This is a genomic window from Streptomyces sp. FXJ1.172 (genome assembly GCF_001636945.3).
In the GTDB taxonomy this organism is placed as follows: Bacteria; Actinomycetota; Actinomycetes; order Streptomycetales; family Streptomycetaceae; genus Streptomyces.
Map to the genome: position 1 here is coordinate 1,384,900 of NZ_CP119133.2, position 20,970 is coordinate 1,405,869.

Annotated in this window: 7 protein-coding genes (1 of these 7 only partly in view); 1 reads left to right on the forward strand and 6 read right to left on the reverse strand. The window is 67.1% G+C overall.

Features of this window, described 5'->3' with window-relative positions; genetic code table 11:
• The 4 genes from A6P39_RS06325 to A6P39_RS06340 all read right to left on the reverse strand — a co-directional run.
• Nucleotides 1–12,368, reverse strand: partial view of an SDR family NAD(P)-dependent oxidoreductase gene (locus tag A6P39_RS06325; protein ID WP_331454101.1) — the 5' end (the start) only. 20,179 nt of this gene lie to the left of the window's left edge; 12,368 of the gene's 32,547 nt are visible here — the first part of the coding sequence; its start codon is at nucleotides 12,366–12,368; the stop codon falls past the left edge of the window.
• Between the two features lie 922 nt (nucleotides 12,369–13,290).
• Entirely contained in the window at nucleotides 13,291–14,511 is a 1,221-nt protein-coding gene (locus tag A6P39_RS06330) for an MFS transporter (protein ID WP_159396135.1), read from the reverse strand.
• 15 nt (nucleotides 14,512–14,526) lie between these two features.
• Nucleotides 14,527–15,747, reverse strand: coding sequence for an ATP-grasp domain-containing protein (locus A6P39_RS06335; RefSeq protein ID WP_234379089.1), 1,221 nt, complete (start codon nucleotides 15,745–15,747; stop codon nucleotides 14,527–14,529).
• A 143-nt stretch (nucleotides 15,748–15,890) separates the two neighbouring features.
• Nucleotides 15,891–17,150 (reverse strand): glutamyl-tRNA reductase, encoded by a 1,260-nt coding sequence (locus tag A6P39_RS06340; RefSeq protein ID WP_331454199.1) that lies wholly within the window; start codon nucleotides 17,148–17,150, stop codon nucleotides 15,891–15,893.
• Nucleotides 17,151–17,869: 719 nt separating this feature from the next.
• On the opposite strand from A6P39_RS06340, the gene hemC reads away from it, so the two are divergent.
• Nucleotides 17,870–18,805, forward strand: a complete 936-nt coding sequence (hemC, locus tag A6P39_RS06345) for a hydroxymethylbilane synthase (RefSeq protein ID WP_067051618.1) — start codon at nucleotides 17,870–17,872, stop codon at nucleotides 18,803–18,805.
• 278 nt (nucleotides 18,806–19,083) lie between these two features.
• Here hemC and A6P39_RS06350 read toward each other — a convergent pair whose 3' ends face one another.
• Together A6P39_RS06350 and A6P39_RS06355 are read right to left on the reverse strand one after the other, a co-directional pair.
• Entirely contained in the window at nucleotides 19,084–20,004 is a 921-nt protein-coding gene (locus A6P39_RS06350; RefSeq protein WP_159396136.1) for a hypothetical protein, read from the reverse strand.
• A 415-nt stretch (nucleotides 20,005–20,419) separates the two neighbouring features.
• Nucleotides 20,420–20,839: a cold-shock protein gene (locus tag A6P39_RS06355; protein WP_067051594.1), complete on the reverse strand. Its 420-nt coding sequence runs from the start codon at nucleotides 20,837–20,839 to the stop codon at nucleotides 20,420–20,422.
• Nucleotides 20,840–20,970 lie beyond the last annotated feature (131 nt).

Consider the following 20,970-nt stretch of genomic DNA (forward strand, 5'->3'; position numbering starts at 1 on the left):
CCGCTGCCCTCGCCGGGCAGCACCAAGGGTTCCTGCAGGGCAAGCTCCTCCAGCACCCCGCAGCCCACCAAGTCCCCCGCGTGAATGGCGAGATCAACGAACGCGGTCCCTGCCAGCAGCACGGTCCCGTGCACGGCATGGTCAGCCAGCCACGGCGCCGCCTGTACTGACAACCGGCCCGTCAGCACCAGCCCGTCGCCCTCGGACAGCCACACCGCAGCCCCGAGCAAAGGATGGCCCGACGACTGCTGACCGACTGAAGACGCATCGCCACGCCGAACCACCGCGCGCGGCCAGAACCGCCGCCGCTGGAACGGATACGTCGGCAACCCCACATTAAGAGCCCGGCCACCGCCACCCTGCACCACGGCCCAATCGACCTCAGCACCAGCGACATACGCCGCGGCCAACGCCCGCAACCACCGCTCCCGGCCACCCTCACCACGCCGCAAACTCGCCGCAACCACCAAGTCCTCACCCGCCTGCGCAACCGCCATCCCCAACACCGGATGCGCACTCACCTCCACAAAAGTACGGTGCCCCTCCTCCACCAGCCCGGCAATCACCTCACCGAAACGCACCGTCTCACGCAGATTCCGGAACCAGTACCCCCCATCCAGGGACGCCGTATCCACCACCCCGGCCTCAACCGTCGAATAGAACGGAACGACACTGCTCACCGGCTCCAACCCCGCCAGATCCTCCACCACCCGCTCCTCAACCGCCTCCACCTGCCCCGTGTGCGAGGCATAATCCACCGCGATCCGCCGCGCACCCCGCCCCGCAAACGCAGCCGCGAACCCCTCACACGCCGCAGCCTCACCAGCCACCACCACCTGCCGCGGACCATTCACCGCAGCCACCGACAACCCCCCACCCCACCCAGAAACCCACTCCCGCACCTCATCCAACCCAACCGGCACCGACACCATCCCACCCAAACCCGCCAACTCCGCCAACGCCCGACTCCGCAACGCCACCACCCGCGCACCATCCCCCAAACTCAACCCACCCACCACACACGCCGCCGCAATCTCACCCTGACTATGCCCCACCACCCCCGACGGCTCCACACCATGAGCCCGCCACAACCCCGCCAAACTCACCATCACCGCCCACGACACAGGCTGCACCACATCCACCCGCCCCAACAACTCCCCATCCCCCAAAGCATCACGCAACCCCCACTCCACAAACGGCGCCAACGCCTCCCCACACCGCTCCATCCACGCACCAAACACCGGCTCCTGCTCCCACAACTCCAAACCCATCCCCACCCACTGCGCCCCCTGCCCCGCAAACACAAACACCGGACGCACCACCGAACCCACCACACCAGACACCACCCCAGACGCCTCACCACCCCCAGACACGGCCCCCAGACCATCCAACAACTCACCACGCTCCCCACCCACCACCACCAACCGATGCGGAAACCCAACCGACCGCGTCGAAGCCAACGACAACCCCACATCCCCCACAGCCAACTCCGGCCGCGCCACAACAAACTCCCGCAACCGCCCCGCCTGCTCCACCAACGCACCCGACGACCGCGCCGACAACACCCACGCCACCACACCCGAATCTCGAATCTCGTCCGGTTCGGGGACTTGGTGGTCCTCAGGCAGTTCGTCCTGCTCCAGAATCAGATGCACATTGGTCCCGCTGATCCCGAACCCCGATACCCCAGCCCGCCGCGGCCCGGGACCAGCAGGCCACTCCCGCGCCTCCGTCAGCAGCTCCACCGACCCCGCCGACCAATCCACATGCGAAGACGGCGCATCCACATGCAACGTCCTGGGCAGCACACCATGCTGCATCGCCAACACCATCTTGATCACACCAGCCACACCCGCCGCAGCCTGGGTATGACCGATGTTCGACTTCACCGACCCCAACCACAACGGCCGATCAGCCACACGATCCTGGCCATACGTCGCGATCAGCGCCTGGGCTTCGATCGGGTCGCCCAGCGCCGTCCCCGTACCATGCGCCTCCACCACATCCACATCCCGCGCCGACAGCCCCGCACTCGCCAAAGCCTGCCGGATCACCCGCTGCTGCGACGGACCATTCGGCGCCGTCAAACCATTCGACGCACCATCCTGATTCACCGCACTACCACGTATCACCGCCAACACCCGATGCCCACGCGCACGCGCATCAGACAACCGCTCCAACACCAGCACCCCCACACCCTCACCCCACCCCGTACCATCCGCAGCATCCGCAAACGGCTTGCACCGGCCATCCCCAGCCAACCCCCGCTGCCGCGCAAACTCAGTGAACGTGCCCGGCGTCGCCATCACCGTCACACCACCCGCCAACGCCATCCCACACTCACCCGACCGCAACGCCTGCGCCGCCAAATGCATCGCCGTCAACGACGACGAACACGCCGTATCCACCGACACCGCAGGCCCCTGCAAACCCAAGCAATACGCAACCCGACCCGAAACCACACTCCCGGCACTGCCCGTGCTTCCGGAGCCGGCACCCTCAACCTCATCGCCGACAATGGTCCCGTAATCGTGATACATCACCCCGGCATAAACCCCGGCGTCAGAACCCCGCAGAGACGCCGGGTCGATTCCCGCGTCCTCCAACGCCTCCCAGCACGTCTCCAACAACAACCGCTGCTGCGGATCCATCGCCAAAGCCTCACGCGGACTGATCCCGAAGAACTCCGCATCAAAATCACCGGCGTCGTACACGAACCCGCCCACGCGGGCGTAGGCCGCCCCCTCCTCACCACCGAACACATCGCTGTCCCAGCCCCGGTCAGCGGGGAATCCCGAGATCGCGTCCGTCTCGCTCGCCACCAGCCGCCAGAAGCTCTCCGGGTTCTCGGCCCCGCCCGGGAACCGGCAGCCCATCCCCACAATCGCCACCGGCTCATCAGCGCCAGCACGAACGACCGGTGCCGCTGTCCGTGCTCCGGCGTCGGCCAACTGAGGCACCAACTGATCGTGCAAGTATCCCGAGAGAGCTGCCGACGTCGGGTAGTCGAAGATCAACGTTGCAGGCAGTCGGAGATCGGTCGCGGTGGCGAGTCGGTTGCGCAGTTCGAGTGCGGTCAGGGAGTCGAAACCCAGTTCCCTGAACGCCTGCTGCGGCTCGACGTTCTCGGGCCGCGCATGTCCGAGGACTGCCGCGGCATGGGTCTGCACGATCTGCAGAACAGCCTGCTCCCGCTCGGGCGCACTGAGCGCGGCCAACTGGGCGGCCAGGCCTTCGGCCACCGTTGCCGCCGTGGCGGTTGGCCGTGTTCCGGTACTCGTGGCCAGCCCCTGCAACAGTGCCGGCAGTGGGTTACCCGTGCGAGAGAGCCCGGCCAGGTCCAGCAGGGCCGGGACGGCCAGGGGCACGGTCAGCCGGGTCGCGGCGTCGAACAGGGCCAACCCCTGCCCGGTCGCCATCGGCCGAAGTCCACCACGAGCCATCCGGGAGATGCCGGCGTCGTCGAGGTGCGCGGTCATGGTCGAGCGTTCGGCCCACAGCCCCCACGCCAGCGACTGCCCGGCAAACCCGCCGTCACGACGATGAGCCGCCAACGCATCCAGGAACGCGTTGGCAGCCGCGTAGCTGCCCTGCCCAGGGCTGCCGAGGATCGCAGCAGCCGAGGAGTACAGAACGAACCCGGCCAGGTCCATCCCAGCGGTCAACTCATGCAGATTCCACGCCGCATCCGCCTTCGCCGCCAGCACCGCGGCCATCCGCTCCGGAGTAAGCGTCTCAACGGTGGCGTCATCGAGCACCCCGGCCGCATGCACGACCGCAGTCAACGGATGCTCGCCTGCTATTCCTGCCAACACCTCAGCCAGCGCAGCGCGGTTCGCTGCGTCCCCTGCAACTATGCTTACGTCGGCGCCCAGTTCGGCCAGCTCCGCAACCAGTTCGGCAGCACCCGGCGCCCCCGGCCCCTGCCGCGAGACCAGCAACAGATGCCGCATACCCCGGCTCGTCACCAAGTGCCGGGCCAACTGCCGCCCCAGCGTTCCGGTACCACCGGTGATCAGGGCCGTGCCGTCCGGGTCCCACTCCACGGGCACGGGCTGCGAGTCGGCTGCCTCGGCCCGAACGAGCCGCCGCCCCAACGCGACCGGGTGTCCCGTATTGGCCGCCGGGCGGATCCAGATCTCCGGCTCAACCCCGTCCGACACCGCGGCCAAGACGGTTTCCACGTCGGCATCACTGCCGAGGTCCAACCCCATCGCGGGGTCGATGTCCACCAGTAGGAGACGACCGGGGTGCTCGGACTGCGCCGAGCGAATCAGACCGCACACCGCAGCGGCCGGCAGATCCTGCCCACCGCCAGCGCCCGTGGTACACATCACCAACTGCGCGTCAGCCGTCTTGGGATCGGCGAGCCATTCCTGCACCCACCCGAGCACCAGCCCCGTAGCCTGCGCGGCCGAGGCCGGCGCGTTCAGCTCGGCGGAGGCCGAGGGCACAACGGCGACAACCCTCGGCGGGCATTCTGATCCGGCTAGTGCCTCACGCCTCGCCCACCGCGGTACAGCCGGACTTTCCGAAGCGGGCAAGGGGACCCAGTCCACCGTGAACAGTGAACGGCGCACCTCGCGCTCGTCGGGACGCGTGAAGTGGTCTGCCGGGATCTCCCGCAACACCAGCGACCGGGCCTCCAGCACCGGCTGCCCGGCCCCGTCGAACGCGGTCACCGCGACCGCCCCGTCCGTCTCCGGGACGAGAACGGCCCTCAATTGACGGGCACCACCAGCCAGTAGCCGAACACCCGACCACGCAAACGGCAAACCCACCACACCGGGCCTGTCGGCAAGCAGGCCGTGCAAGACGGCGTCCAGCAGAGCGGGGTGCAAACCGAACCGACCACCGACCCCGGTCCCGTCTTCGGCCACGCCACGCAGCTCGCTTGCGCCATCTGCTTCGGCTGTTTCGGGGAGTTCGGCCTCGGCGCAGATTGTCTGTCCGATACGCCAAGCCCTGCGGAGTCCCTGGAACACCGGCCCGTAGCCGTAACCGCGTTCAGCCAACTGGCTGTAGACGTCATCCAGCGGGATCGGCTCAGCACCGGCCGGGGGCCATTGCTCCAACGGAGCTGGCGCAGGCGCACTGGTGGCCGACAGCACTCCGACCGCGTGCCGGATCCACTGGCCCTCCGCGTCCCGCGAGGAAACCGTCACCGACCGACGGCCCTCACCATCCTCACCGCTGATCCCGTCCGTGTCGCCGTCGCTGTCACCGACGTGTACCTGGATCTGCACGCCAGCGCCCTGGCCGGGCAGCACCAAGGGTTCCTGCAGGGCAAGCTCCTCCAGCACCCCGCAGCCCACCAAGTCCCCCGCGTGAATGGCGAGATCAACGAACGCGGTCCCTGCCAGCAGCACGGTCCCGTGCACGGCATGGTCAGCCAGCCACGGCGCCGCCTGCACTGACAACCGGCCCGTCAGCACCAGCCCGTCGCCCTCGGACAGCCACACCGCAGCCCCGAGCAAAGGATGGCCCGACGACTGCTGACCGACTGAAGACGCATCGCCACGCCGAACCACCGTGCGCGGCCAGAACCGCCGCCGCTGGAACGGATACGTCGGCAACCCCACATTAAGAGCACGGCCACCGCCACCCTGCACCACGGCCCAATCGACCTCAACACCAGCGACATACGCCGAGGCCAACGCCCGCAACCACCGCTCCCGGCCACCCTGCCCCCGTTGCAGGCTGGCAGTCACCACCAAATCCTCACCCGCCTGCGCAACCGCCATCCCCAACACCGGATGCGCACTGATCTCCACAAAAGTACGGTGTCCCTCCTCCACCAGCCCGGCAATCACCTCACCGAAACGCACCGTCTCACGCAGATTCCGGAACCAGTACCCCCCATCCAGGCAAGCCGTATCCACCACCCCCGCCTCAACCGTCGAATAGAACGGAACGGCACTGCTCACCGGCTCCAACCCCGCCAGATCCTCCACCACCCGCTCCTCAACCGCCTCCACCTGCCCCGTGTGCGAGGCATAATCCACCGCGATCCGCCGCGCACCCCGCCCCGCAAACGCAGCCGCGAACCCCTCACACGCCGCAGCCTCACCAGCCACCACCACCTGCCGCGGACCATTCACCGCAGCCACCGACAACCCCCCACCCCACCCAGAAACCCACTCCCGCACCTCATCCAACCCAACCGGCACCGACACCATCCCACCCAAACCCGCCAACTCCGCCAACGCCCGACTCCGCAACGCCACCACCCGCGCACCATCCCCCAAACTCAACCCACCCACCACACACGCCGCCGCAATCTCACCCTGACTATGCCCCACCACCCCCGACGGCTCCACACCATGAGCCCGCCACAACCCCGCCAAACTCACCATCACCGCCCACGACACAGGCTGCACCACATCCACCCGCCCCAACAACTCCCCATCCCCCAAAGCATCACGCAACCCCCACTCCACAAACGGCGCCAACGCCTCCCCACACCGCTCCATCCACGCACCAAACACCGGCTCCTGCTCCCACAACTCCAAACCCATCCCCACCCACTGCGCCCCCTGCCCCGCAAACACAAACACCGGACGCACCACCGAACCCACCACACCAGACACCACCCCAGACGCCTCACCACCCCCAGACACGGCCCCCAGACCATCCACCAACCGCCCACGCTCCGCACCCACCACCACCAAACGGTGCGGGAAACCAACCGACCGCGTCGAAGCCAACGAAAGCGCCACATCAGCCACAGCCAACTCCGGCCGCGCCACAACAAACTCCCGCAACCGCCCCGCCTGCTCCACCAACGCACCCGACGACCGCGCAGAAACCACCCACGCAACCAAACCCGGATCAGGAACCTGGTCCCGTTCGGGAGCCAGGTCCTGCTCAGAGGTCCGGTCCTCTTCCAGGATGAGGTGGACGTTGGTCCCGCTGATCCCGAACCCGGACACACCAGCCCGCCGCGGCCCCAGGCCGGCGGGCCACTCCCGCGCCTCGGTCAACAACTCCACCGACCCCGCCGACCAATCCACATGCGAAGACGGCGCATCCACATGCAACGTCCTGGGCAACACACCATGCTGCATCGCCAACACCATCTTGATCACACCAGCCACACCCGCCGCAGCCTGGGTATGACCGATGTTCGACTTCACCGAACCCAGCCACAACGGCCGGCCCTCCGGCCGATCCTGCCCATACGTCGCGATCAGCGCCTGGGCTTCGATCGGGTCGCCCAGCGCCGTCCCCGTACCATGCGCCTCCACCACATCCACATCCCGCGCCGACAGCCCCGCACTCGCCAAAGCCTGCCGGATCACCCGCTGCTGCGACGGACCATTCGGCGCCGTCAAACCATTCGACGCACCATCCTGATTCACCGCACTACCCCGCACCACCGCCAACACCCGATGCCCACGCGCACGCGCATCCGACAACCGCTCCAACACCAGCACCCCCACACCCTCACCCCACCCCGTACCATCCGCGGCATCCGCAAACGGCTTGCACCGGCCATCCCCAGCCAACCCCCGCTGCCGCGCAAACTCGGTGAACGTGCCCGGCGTCGCCATCACCGTCACACCACCCGCCAACGCCATCCCACACTCACCCGACCGCAACGCCTGCGCCGCCAAATGCATCGCCGTCAACGACGACGAACACGCCGTATCCACCGACACCGCAGGACCCTGCAACCCCAAGCAATACGCAACCCGACCCGACGCCACACTCACCGTCGTCCCGGTCATCCCATAGCCACCGGCACCATCCCGCTCACCGGCCTCGTAACCCGACGCGATGATCCCGGCATACACGCCGGCGTCCGAGCCCCGCAGAGAAGCCGGGTCGATTCCCGCGTTCTCCAGCGCCTCCCAGCACGTCTCCAGCAGCAACCGCTGCTGCGGATCCATCGCCAAAGCCTCACGCGGACTGATCCCGAAGAACTCCGCATCAAAATCACCGGCGTCGTACACGAACCCGCCCACGCGGGCAAACGATGTCTCCCCGTCACCGACTCCATCAAGTTCCCAGCCCCGGTCAACGGGGAAGTCCGAGATGACATCCCGTTCTCCGAGCATGAGTTCCCAGAGCAGCTCGGGCTTGTCGACCTCGCCAGGGAACCGGCAGCCCATCCCCACGATCGCCACCGGCTCGTCGACCGGCACAATCGCAGTCGGTGTTTCCTGCGCGACAGTTTGCTCACCGATGAGGCGCTGGTGCAGGAAGGCCACCAGTTCTGTCGGTGTCGGGTAGTCGAACAAGGCTGTGGCAGGCAGTTTCACACCGGTTGCCGCTTCCAGCCGGTTGCGCAGGTCGACCGCGCTGTACGACTCGAAACCTTGTTCGCGGAAGCTCCGGTCGGCATCGACGTCCTGCGGTCCCTCGTGGCCCAGTACCTCAGCGGCGTAAGTCAGTACGAGACGGGCGAGTTGGCGCTCGCCGTCGGTCTTCGACATGTCGAGTGCTCGAACACCAGTAACATGAACCGGCATTGCATCGTGCCGGGACCCGTTCAGAACGCCGGCTCGGGCCTCATCGGCGAGATCCGCGAGAACGACGGACGCGTCGCCATGTCCTACGGCCCACGCGAGTGCCTCGACCAAATCGTCCGGGTCTGTGTAGGACAGGCTGTCGACCGTCGCAGCACCCGCGCCGTGCCAGCCGATGGAAGTGCCCGCGCAGCCTTCTGCCCTGCGCGACCTCACCAGTGCTTCGGCGAAGGCACCATGGGCACGTTTGGCCGCATCCGAATCGAACCCGAGTTGAGCGCTCGCGTAAGACACCACGACGAAAGCAGAGAGGTCGCGGTCGACGGTCTGCTCGTGCAGGCGACGCAGCGCCTCAATGCCTTGGTCCCCGGCCTGCTCGTCCGGCAGGCAGATGACCGCAGTGGCCTCCGGCGGCACCTCCGCTCCCCGAACAACCGTCGCTCCCGCAGCCGTCAGCCATCGGGTCAACGCTGCGGCCAGCAACCCGCCGTTGTCGTTGGCGTCTCCTGCAAGCAGCACCATGCCCGCCGGCTGCCACGGCAGCTCTGACGCGCCGACGTCGACGGATACGGGCCGCACCCTCCTGGCGAACACTCCTGCCGTGCGCAGCGCGAGCCGGTCCCCGTTGTACTGGCCACCGAGCACGGCACGCAGCTGTTCCCGAAGGGTGGTGTCCCACGTTCGGGGCAGGTCGAGGTATCCGCCTCGGCCCCCGGACATGGACGGGCGATCCCAGATGACGGCCTGCTGCGGGTCGCCACCGCTATCAGGCGACTCGACGGATACAGCCTCAACTGTCGCGTTCCACACTGGAACGTCCACGACGCTCGGCATCCCCGGGGCAGCAAAGGACACCACGCCGACAACGTCGGCATAGCGCTCGCTGACGGAGGTGTCGAATTCCCACGGGTCGAACTCGACACGGTGGACCGCGCCGTCACCGGCGGAGAGCGCCTCGATGGCCTCCGCGACGACCCGTTCCTCGGGGAATCCGGGAGGGACAAAGACCAGCCAATCGCCGCCGGAACTCGGCCGTGTCGCCGCAGTCACCGGTTCCCACACCATGTGGTACAGCTGCGAGTTGAACTTCGCGTGGCTGCGTTGCAGGCGCCGCAAGCCGGAGAGGGCGGGCATCAGCGATTCGACCGCCGAACGCTCGGCGTCAGGCAGGCGGAGCACTCCGGCAAGGGCCCCGACGTCGTTGCGCTCGATCGCCGCCCAGAACCCTCCATCAGCTGGATCACCTGCGTCGCCACGCCGGGTCACGGTCCGCGGCCAGTACCGCTGCCGTTGGAACGCATACGTCGGCAGACCCACCCTGCGAGCCCGACCACCCCGACCAGTGACCTGCGCCCAGTCCACTTCACCCCCTGCCACATACACACCCGCAAGAGCCTTCAACGCACTCGCGGGCTCGTCCTGCCCGGCCCGCAGCACCGGCACCCACACCCCAGAGTCCGGATCCGCCATCGCCGACAACGCCCCGTCCGGACCCAGCTCCGCAAAAATGTTCACACCCGCATCACGCATCGCCACAACCGTGTCGTGATACCGCACCGTCTCCCGCACATGCGCCACCCAATACCCCGGATCCGTCACCTGCGCCCCCGGCTTGCCCGTCACCAGAGCAATCCGCGGCTCGTGAAACTCCACCCCCGCCAAAACCCGCCCGAACTCCTCCAACATCGGATCCATCAACGGCGAATGAAACGCATGACTCACCCGCAACCGACGCGCACGCCCACCCCGCTCCCGCCACACCCCAGCCAACCGCTCCACCACCGACTCCACCCCCGACACCACCGTCTGCCCAGGCCCATTCACCGCAGCGACCCCCACCCCCTCCTGCCCGGCAACCAACTCCCCCGCCTGCTCCGGCGACGCATCCAACGCCACCATCGCCCCACCCACAGGCAACTCCTGCATCAACCGGCCACGCGCAGCCACCACCGCACACGCACCCCGCAGATCCCACACCCCCGCCACAAACGCCGCCGACACCTCACCAACCGAATGCCCCGCCACACACACCGGCTCCACACCCCACGACGACACCAACCGGAACAACCCCACCTGCACCGCAAACAACCCCGCCTGCGCAAACACCGTCTCATCCAACTCCGGCCCACCCCGCCCGATCACCTCCCGCAACGAACCAGGCAACAACCCCTCAAACGCATCACACACCTCATCAAACGCCTCAGCAAACACCGGAAACGCCGCATACAAACCCCCACCCATCCCCACCCGCTGACTCCCCTGACCCGAAAACACCAGACCCACCCGGCCCTCACCCCCACGCCCCACCACCACACCCGACCCACCACCACCCGACACACCAACCCCCAACCCATCCAACAACTCACCACGCTCCCCACCCACCACCACCAACCGATACGGAAACCCAACCGACCGCGACGAAGCCAACGAAAACGCCACATCCCCCACAGCCAACTCCGGCCGCGCCACAACAAACTCCCGCAACCGACCCGCCTGCTCCACCAACGCCGCCTCCGACCGCGCAGAAACCACCCACGGCACGGGCCCGTCGGGCGATCCGCCCGAGCCTGCATCCGCCTCATCGGGGCTGTCGCGGCGGCCCTCGCTATCCCGCTGATCCCCGTCGGCGGCCGGCGGTTCACCGACCACCACGTGGCAGTTGGTGCCGCCCATGCCGAAGGAGCTGATCCCGGCGACGAGTGGCTGTTCGGCACGCGGCCAGGGCGTGGTACTGGTCTGCACCCGCAAGTTCAGCTCATCGAGCGGGATCTGCGGGTTCGGTTCCCGGAAGTTCAAACTGGCCGGGATCTCACGGTGCCGGATGGCCAGCGCGACTTTGAGGAGGCCGGCGATTCCCGCGGCGGATTCAAGGTGGCCAATGTTCGTCTTGGCCGAGCCGACAAGCAAGGGGCCGTGTTCGCGGCGGTGCCTGCCGAGCGCCGCCCCGAGCGCCGCGGCCTCGACCGGGTCGCCCATCGGGGTTCCTGTGCCGTGCAACTCGACGTACTGCACGTCTCCCGGCCGCAGCTCCGCGAGCTGGTGGGCACTCCTGATGACGGCTTCCTGAGCCACGCTGCTCGGAGCCGTCAGGCCGTCGCTGACACCGTCGTTGTTGATGGCGCTGCCGCGTATCACGCAGTACACGGAGTCGCCATCGGCAAGTGCTCGCGACAGCGGTTTGAGAACCATCATGGCCCCACCCTCGCCGCGCGCATATCCATTGGCGCGCGAATCGAAGGTGAAGCAACGTCCGTCCGGCGAGAGGCCGCCGAACTTCGCTTCCTCGGCCGCCGTCTCCGGGCTGATGCTCAGCTTGACCCCGCCGACCAGGGCGCTGGTGCATTCTCCCCGGCGCAGGCTGTCGCACGCGAGGTGAACGGCGACCAGCGAGGACGACTGCGCCGTGTCCACGGTCATACTCGGACCGGCCAACCCGAGTGTGAAGGACACACGGTTGGCGATCATTCCGCGCTGCAGCCCCGCATTGCTGTGTGCTGTGATCGCGTCCGGCCCGCCCTGACGCAGTAGCGCGGCGTAGTCATCTCGGTTCGCTCCGATATATACGCCGACCCGGTCACCGCTGACGCTGCCGGGCACGATCCCGGCGTCTTCAAGAGCTTCCCAACTGAGTTCGAGGGCCAACCGCTGCTGCGGGTCGATGGCGACGGCCTCACGGGGCGAGATGCCGAAGAATTCTGCGTCGAATCGGTCGACGCGCTCCAGATAGCCGCCGTATGCCGTGCCCGACAAGGATTCGCTCACGCGTGACTGATCGAGTTCCTGTCGGTCCGCCGGCACTTTCGTGATGGCGTCGCCGCCGCTGCGGAGAAGTTGCCAGAACGCACCAGGGTCCGGCGCCTTGGGCAAACGGCATGACATGCCGACGATTGCGATCATGTCATCCTGCGAAGGAAGTTCCTGAGCGCTTGTCATGTCCGTCCCATGTGAAGAAGGAGTGCCGCGTCTGAGAAGGTCCGGAGCATGTCCCCGCTGCCTGCGCCCGCCAACTGCGCGGCGCCTGTGCCGGGGCCGATACCGACGTGCCCGCTGACCTCGTCGGCACCCCGGCTCGGTACGTCCTCCACGCCAGTCACCGGACCCTTGCGTCCAGGGCGGGCGCGTACCTGCTGCCGGCCCGCTGGCGCACAAGGACGGCACAGCCGCCAGGTGTGCCCGGGGCGATGAGGGCACCCAGCTCTGTGGACGCTGCCCGGGTCGGCGCTGCCCGCGGCGATCTCTGCAACCGGCCGCCCGAACGCGCCCCTCGAGGCGAGCCGGCCGTCATGCACAGAGTCGATCCAGCAGCGCGAAAAAGTTCCGTCTGTCAGCCGCCCGTGGCAGTTGACCGAGCCGCAGCGTTTTGCCGCCGAAGACCTGCAGTAGGCCCACGAACCAACCTTTCGGTCCCTCATGATTGGGATGATTGGGAACGCTAACCGCCGGTGCCGACCGCCCAAAATTACGCCGTTCCACGACGCACCCATTGGGAGGGCAGCGCCGGCCCATCGGCCGGCGGTGCGATGCGGCCGACATCGGCGTACAAGCGATGACGGACCGGGGGCCTTGGCGAAGGATGGCGCCTTGCCCCACAGAGGCTGGCCCGTGGCCGCCCTCGACGGCTCACGCGTGGAGCCCGGACCCGAGGGACCACGGACGGCCAGGGACCAGCGATCAGGGTTACGGCCAGGGGCCAGCGGTCAGGGTCGGGGACGGGACCAGATCCCGGGCCCAGACGGGACCAGGACCGGTCCCGGGACCGGGACCGGCACGACCGGCACGACCCGCACGACCCGCACCACCCGCACGACCGGCCAGCACGTCACTTCAGTCGGACCGCGGCAATGCCCGCTCCGGCCACGAGGAACATGACGGCCAGCACCAGCCAACCGGTCAGACCGAACCGAATCGCGGTCGAGGTGATCAATACAGGACTCAAGAGCCTCCCCGCTGCGATGCCGCTGTTGAATACGCCGAGGTATTCTCCAGAATTTTTCGGATTGACCAACCCGAAGCTGAGTGCCCAACCGCCTGCGGAGGAAAGGATTTCGCCAAAGGTGAATACCACAACCCCCACCAGAAGGATCGTCACCGCCAGCGGCCGGCTGATTCCGTGCGCCAGCCCGAACAACAGGCAGGCAACGGCCAGCAGTGCGCCGGAGTGCAGGCAGGCGCGGGCTCCCTGAGGCGGCGTGCGGACGCCGCGCCCTGTTCTGACCTGGAGGAAGATCACCATCAGCGTGTTCACTGCCATGAGTACGGAGATGACGAAGCGTGGGGCATCCGCTGACTGCACGATCCACAGGGGCACGCCCACCTCCAGTACTCCTACCTGTACGGCGAGCACGCCGTTGAGCGCGGCCATCAAGATGTAGGTGCGGTCGACATGAGGGAGCCGGGGCCGTGGGCGTCTTCGTGGCGCTTCGGTGGGCCCTGTTGTCTGCTCGGCCGGTGGCGGCGTGGTTGCGGTGGCGACAGGCAGCCGCATCAGCAGGAGCGCGGCGCCGAGGAAGGTCGCCGCGTCCACGACCATCATCACCTGGTACACGGCGAGAGTGTCGTACTGCAGAGCGATCGCGGCGACCGCCGAACCGGCACCGATGCCGATGTTGCTGACCACCCGTAACACTGATCGACCGTATACGCGCGTGTCCGGAGGCAGCGCGACGGCGATGAGGGCGCTGCGTGCGGTGAGCGCCGCCTGGTCGACGAAGGTGACGAGACAGGCCAGGGGCACGAACACCACCATCGAGCGAACCATGGTGTAGCCGAGAACACCGATCGTCTCGACACAGAACAGCATGGTCAGTGTGTGTCGTGCCCCCCAGCGGTCCGCGAGCCGCCCGGCGGGCACGCCGGCGAGCACGCCGCAGACCCCGGCGACTGTCAGCCCCAACCCGACCTGGCCGGTGGTGAGTCCGGCGGACCGCGTGAAGTAGACCACGCTGATCGCTATGAACAGCCCGTTTCCCAAGTTGCTGACGAGGGTTGCCCAGACGAATGTGCGGAGGGTCGGTTGCTCCGGCACGAGACGCGTCAGCATGCTCTGCTGAGACAATCAGACCACGTCTATCTGCAGGGCCGCCCCTGCTGCGTCCAGTGCGGTGCGGCACTCCTCGATCGACTCCGCGACCGCGGTGGCGTAGGCGACGCGGCCCACGCGCATGCCTTTGGGCGGTGGGGACACGGTGTCTCCGGGGGCTGCGATGATGTACGTGCGCTCGATCGCCGGGGGAAGCAGGGAAGGCTCGAAGCGGACATCGGCGATCGTCGTGTCGTCTTCGTCGACGTAGTAGAACCGGATGCCGGCCACTCGCCTGCGATGTGCGGTCAGGTCGGCTTCCTCGCCCATGGCCACCGCTGCCGTCACCACACCGGGATCGATCCCGGTGGCCCGCATTCCCAGGTAGGGGATCAAGTCCCCGCCGGCGCGCGCGTTGACCTCGATCAGCTTGGCGCCGGTGGGGGTCAGCTTGAACTCGGTGTGGGTCACGCCGTGGGTGAAGCCGAGCGCGGCGTGGATGTCGGTGAGTTGACGGGTCAGTTCGGGGGCGGTGAGCAGGTCGTCCCCGGCGTCGACGTAGTGCCCGATCTCCTCGAAATGGGGCGGGTATGCGACCACCTTGCGGGCCACGAACAGGGGAGTGACCTTCCCGTCGCGGATGACCGAGTCAACGCTGATCTCGGGGCCCTCGACGTACTCCTCGACCAGCACCGGAGCTTCGTAGGCCGGCCCGTGCGGGTCGGTGGTGTCCCGGGTGGACATGAAGTGCTCGGCCAGGTCCCCCGGGCCGTCCACGCGGACCACGCCGAAGCTGCCGCCGTAGCCGCGTGGTTTGATGACTGCCGGATAGCCGGTCCGGTCGACGACCTGACGGGCTTCCTCGAGTGTGTCCACTGCTCTGGAGATCGGCTGTGGCACTCCGGCTGCTTCGAGCAGGACACGCGTCTGGTGTTTGTCCCGGCAGTGCTGGACGGCGACCGGGTCGCTCGTGGGCAGACCGAGGGCGCTCGCGATCTCCGCGGCGGCGCTTACCGGGCCGTCGCCCCAGCACACCACGCCGCCGACCGGTTTGGACTCGGCGACCTTGCGGGCGGCTGCCACCATTGCGGTCGGATCCGTGGTGCTGGGCACCACCGTCCAGTCGGTTATGTGCTCCTTTTCCCAGGTGGGTTCCGCAGTGGTGAACATGTGGATCGGGTAGGCACGGCCGGCGGACCGCAGCAGGTCTTCGCGGTACATACGCTTGCCGGTGGCGATGACGAGCAGCAACAGCACTGGCTGGTCAGGCCTTTGCTGAGTTTGATCCGACAATTCCGGCACCTCCGGTTGTTGCGCTCCGCCACGACAGGCGAAGATCCGCATCTGTCGTACACGGAAAGTTGGACGGTCAGTAATAGACGGTGTCGAGCACAAGCCGCTCAAGCTGTCCTTGAGTGGTCCTCATCTGCATCTGGCGCAAGGTCGAACAGATCGGCCAGCATGGTCACATACCGCTCACCATCAGGTGCTGCGGCCAGTTCCTGGACGCGCACGGTCGGCGCGTGCAGAATTTTGTTCACTACTCTTCTGACGGTTCGTGCGACGACATCGTGCTCGTGCTCGTCGAGGTTCGGAACTCGGGTGGCGAGCCGGGCCAATTCTTTGTCGACCACGGTTGCCGCCTTGTCCCGCAGTGCCGTGACGGTGGGTGCCACCGCCTCCGCGCGCCGCTTCGCCCGGTAGTCGGTCGTCTCCTCCGCGATGATGCGCATGACGCCTTCGATGTCGGCATCGGCGGCATGATTCCGATCGGCGAGGTCGTCCAGGCTCACCAGGGTGACGTCGGGGTGCAGCGCGGCTGCTGGGTCAATGCTGCGTGGGACGGCCAGGTCGAGGAGGGCCACGGGGCCGCGCACCATGTCCGCGGTGATCACGTACTCACCGGTGCCCAGGCAGGAGACCACCAAGTCGGCGTCGGGGAGTGCTTCCTGCACTGCTGTCAGGGGGATCGCGGTGGCGCGTATCGGTAAGTCGTCCGCCAGTCGTTCGGCGCGTTCCAGGGTCCGGTTCGTCACGGTGACGGCTGCGATCCCGCGATCGGCCAGAGTCTTGGCGGTCAGCGCGCCCAGGGAACCGGCCCCGACGACCAGTGCGTGCTTTCCGGCCGACGGACCGACGATGTCCAGGCCCACGGTCACCAACGAGGCGCCGGCGCGGTTGACGCCCGTCTCGGACCGAGCACGTTTGCCGACCCGCAGCGCCCGCTGCATGATGCCGTGCAGCACTCTGCCCACGGTGCGACGCTCCTGCGCGAGCTGGAACGCGGCGCGCAGCTGGCCCACTATCTGGTCCTCACCGACCACCATCGAGTCCAGCCCGCACGCTACTTTGAATAAGTGCTGTAATGCATTGTCGTCCGTTAACTCATAAAGATACGGAACGAGTCGGTCCGGTGCGATGCCGCAATGCCCGGCGAGCGCATCGGTGATGGTCTTGGCGGTTTGATCGCAGGCATCGACATCGGCGTATATCTCCACCCGGTTGCAGGTTGCGAGGACGGCACTCTCACGGATTCCTGGCGCGCGATGGATGTCGTGTGCCAGTTTGTCGGCCGTCTCACCGGTGACGGCCGCCTGCTCGAACACGTCGGGTGGGGCGCTTCGATAGCTCACCCCTAATAACAGAATACTGATGACAATCCCCCCTTACCTCACGAACCTATCAGCCGCCTCAGTGTAACTGAATCCTTTTCGAGTGCCCAGCAAGTATAGGAAGCGGAACTCCGCCTTTCTCGTGTCGATCCGACATAGCCGGTATGGGCGTGTTACCCCGACTCAGCCGTTTTCGCGATTCGCGATGAATGGACGGCCGTATGCGCAGCCCACGGCTCCCGGTGATCATGGGGCGTCGAATTCGCTGGTCACCACGGCGGAAGACCATGCGGGGCGCGCCGGTGCACCCATCCGCTCCGGGCCGGTGCCGACTCGGCGGTTCGGTCCGACCCGCCCTGATGCGCCCGGGGCGCGCCACCGGCCGGCCCGGTCGCCCGACGGGCGGGCGTTGCCGGCGGCTCCCCCCTCTGTGGGCAACTCCCTTGTGCGCAACGCCCCTGTACGCGGCTGCCGCACCGGCGGCGCAGCGCGCACAGGGGCGTTGCACGCTCCACGCCATTCAGGTCGTGATGGAGGCGGAGCGCCGCCGCGCCCGGTCACTTCTGACCACGCCGCCGCACCCGGCAGCCGTGCTCCGGCTCACGGCGTGAACACGCATCGCCCCTGGCTGCGGGGCCTGGCGGCAAACACTGCCGAAGGGCTCCGGATTGGCCCACACCATTATGCCGACAATTGGTCGGGAAAACCTTTCGGAAGCCGGGAGTACGATGGCCTGGTGATCCACCATCTACCGGGAGTTGATCTTCATGCCAACATACCTGGTCGGCTCGCGGGCAAGTAACTTGGCCAAGACCCAGGTACGAGAATACCTCGCCCCTATTCGTCAGCGCTTTCCCCACGTAACGTTCACACATCGGGTAATTCTCGAGGGCGGCGACAGGGATCGAAACTCCCGGACATCCGAGATCTCGGCTGTGAGTGGCGGAAGTGCGTTCAGCTCCGAGCAGGAGGCGGCACTCGCCAGGGGAGACGTGGACATTGTGATCCACTCCCTCAAGGATCTGCCCACGGCGAACCCGCCGGGCCTGATGCTGTTGCCCCCGCCGGGACGCGAGGACGTACGGGATGCCCTTTGCGGATCCACGCTGGCCGGGCTGCGAAAAGGCGCACGGGTGGGTACCGGTGCCGCTCGGCGAATCGCCCAGCTCAAGGCGGTCCGCCCCGACCTCGAGGTCGTTCCGATCCGGGGGAACGTCCCGCCCCGGCTGAAGAAGATCGAAACCATGGGCCTCGATGCCGTGGTCCTGGCGGCCGCCGGTCTTCGCCGCCTCGGCCTCGACGACGCGATCGGTGAACTCCTGCCCCTGGACCTGTTCCCTCCCTCGCCCGGGCAGGGCGCCCTGGGGATCCAGGTCCGCGAGGACGACAAGCCTGTTCAGGGGATCCTCTCCACCGTGGGTGACTATGCCGTCGATGCCCAGGTGCGAGCGGAACGGGCCCTGCTCGCAGAGCTGCACGGGGGATGCAGTGTGCCTGTGGGCGCCTACGCGGAGACCGCACCGAACGGGTCTCTCACGCTTCACGCACAGGTCACGTCGCTGGACGGGACCCAGCGGGTGTCCGGGTCGATGACGGGCCGGACCGACGAACCGGAGAAACTCGGCATGGCCCTGGCCGGCGAACTCATCGGCCACGGGGCGCGCGAGATCCTCGCGGGCTTCGGCGTCTATGTCGGGGCCTAGCGGTTGAGGCACCTGCCCCGCACCTCGGCTAGGGAGGTGGACCGCTCCGGTTCCCGCTCGGGGCGGGCGGAGTCGATGTCCTCGCGGCGGCGATGGAGTGCGTCGGCGTCGACCAGGCCGGACGAGACGGAAACGCGGCCCCTGTTCGTGACCAAAGGCTTCGGCAGCCTTGGTCACGAACAGGGGCCGTGTCTCTCTTGGCCGAACCAGGCGGACCGCATCCGGCCTCGTACGCGGGCGATCAGCTCATCCGGCCGGCGGGGAACACGTTGCGGGTGTCACGCCAGAGTGCGTGCCAGCTCTCCGGCGGCGTAAGTGATGATCTGATCGGAACCAGCCCGCTTCAGCATGGTGAAAAGCTCCAGCAGCAGGCGCTTGTCGCCGTTGGCGTCCGTCAGCCTGGTGTACTCGCCCGACACCGAGAACGGGGCCAGGGGCACGTCGCACATCAGCTTCAGCTCCATCAGGACGTCGACGCAGAACATGGCCGGTTCCAGCAGCAACATGTCGGCGCCTTCGACTATGAAGTCCAGGGAGGCCTGGATCGCGCGCGTCGGCCGTTGTGGATCCACCTGGAACGCTCGACGCTCGCCGGATGCCGGAACGGCGTCCATGGTGCGGCGATAGCCGTCGTAGAGCTTCGAGTCGAAGATGAGGTGTGGCATGACGCGGACGTCCGAGCGCCCGGCACTGTCCAGCGCCTGCCGTACTCTTCGCACGCTGCCGGGCAGCATGGCGGCCGGGCCGACGATGTCCGCCCCCGACTCGGCCTGCGCCACGGCCTGTTCAGCGATCACCTCAATGGTGGCTGCCGTGTCCGGTACGCCCGCCTCGTCGCTGACGTGGCACTCCCCGGTGTCGGTGTACGAGCACAGACAGGTTTCGGTCAGCACGGTCATCGACGCGTCGGCCGCCTTGACCTCTTCAATCGCTCGTGACATGACGTTGTTCCGCGTGCGCGCCAGCGACCCTTGAGCGTCGCGGCGATCGCCGGTGGCGAAAACCTTCACCGCACCGACCCCGCACTTGGCCAGTTCTTTCACTGTGAGACCGATATCCCGCACGCTCAGCGTCGGCATCGGGAGTGTCCCGGCCTCCAGGTCCTCCCGGACCAATAAGACCATGGTCAGATCCGATGGTCTCAGCGTACTGAACTTCTCGCTGGCGGCCGCTAACTCGGAGACGCCGTGCTCGATCACGAACCCACTCACTCCCATCCCCAGAAGAAGGCTGCTGACTTGTGGTGGGCCGCGCCGACCTGATCTTGAGAATCTGTTGGCACGATGCATCACCCAACCGCGGGCGATTGTATGTCAATTACTGCTGCCGGGTGGCGAAGTTGACGCCGTGTCCGCATCACAGGAGATGGCCTTACCGGGATGTGCATCACGGTTACCCGATATTCCTATCCGGAGGCTCGGATTCAGCAGCATCTGGACGCCGACAGGAGTACGGTGGCCCGCCTCGCGAACCGGTCGTGCCGATCTTGGGGCATCCAGCTCTTCACAAGCCCTGTCAGACGGTTGGTGGTTGGGCAGATCCTGGCGTCGATGTGAGCAGGCCGGCCCCTGTCTCCGCGTCAGCCGTGGAGACAAGGGCCGGTTTTCGAGAGGCTCAGTCCTCGACCCAGCCGTGGCGCCTTCCGAAGTCCACCACGCGGCGCCGGATCGTGAGGATCTGCTCGCCCGTGAGCGACGGTGCCGCTGCCAGCAGAAGCTCCGTCATATCCTTGCTGAACTCGTCCTGGGAGAGCACGTCACACAACTGCTCTCCGTCGCCCGCGGGCCCGACGGTCCCGGTCGGGACCACCTCCGCCGGCTTCCGCTCGGCGGATTCGGCGAGCCTGACGGACGACGCTTTCAGGCCCCGCTCTCCCTCTTCGATCTCGAACTCGACCTGAAGACCGGAGCGCACATACGCCTCCGGCATCAGCAGGTCGTTCACATGGAGGAAGACGTCCTCTCCGCCGTAAGCCGGGGAAATGAATCCGTAACCCCGCGTACTGTCAAAACGCACCACACGACCCGCAACCACAGCCACTCCCACAGAAACGCGACACCACTACCCGAAGTCAATGACCACTGCGCGGTTCGCGATCGGTCCCGGATTGTCCGGTATTGCCGTCCGTCCCGAGTTCCGCGCGCTTTCATAGTAACGATCGATCG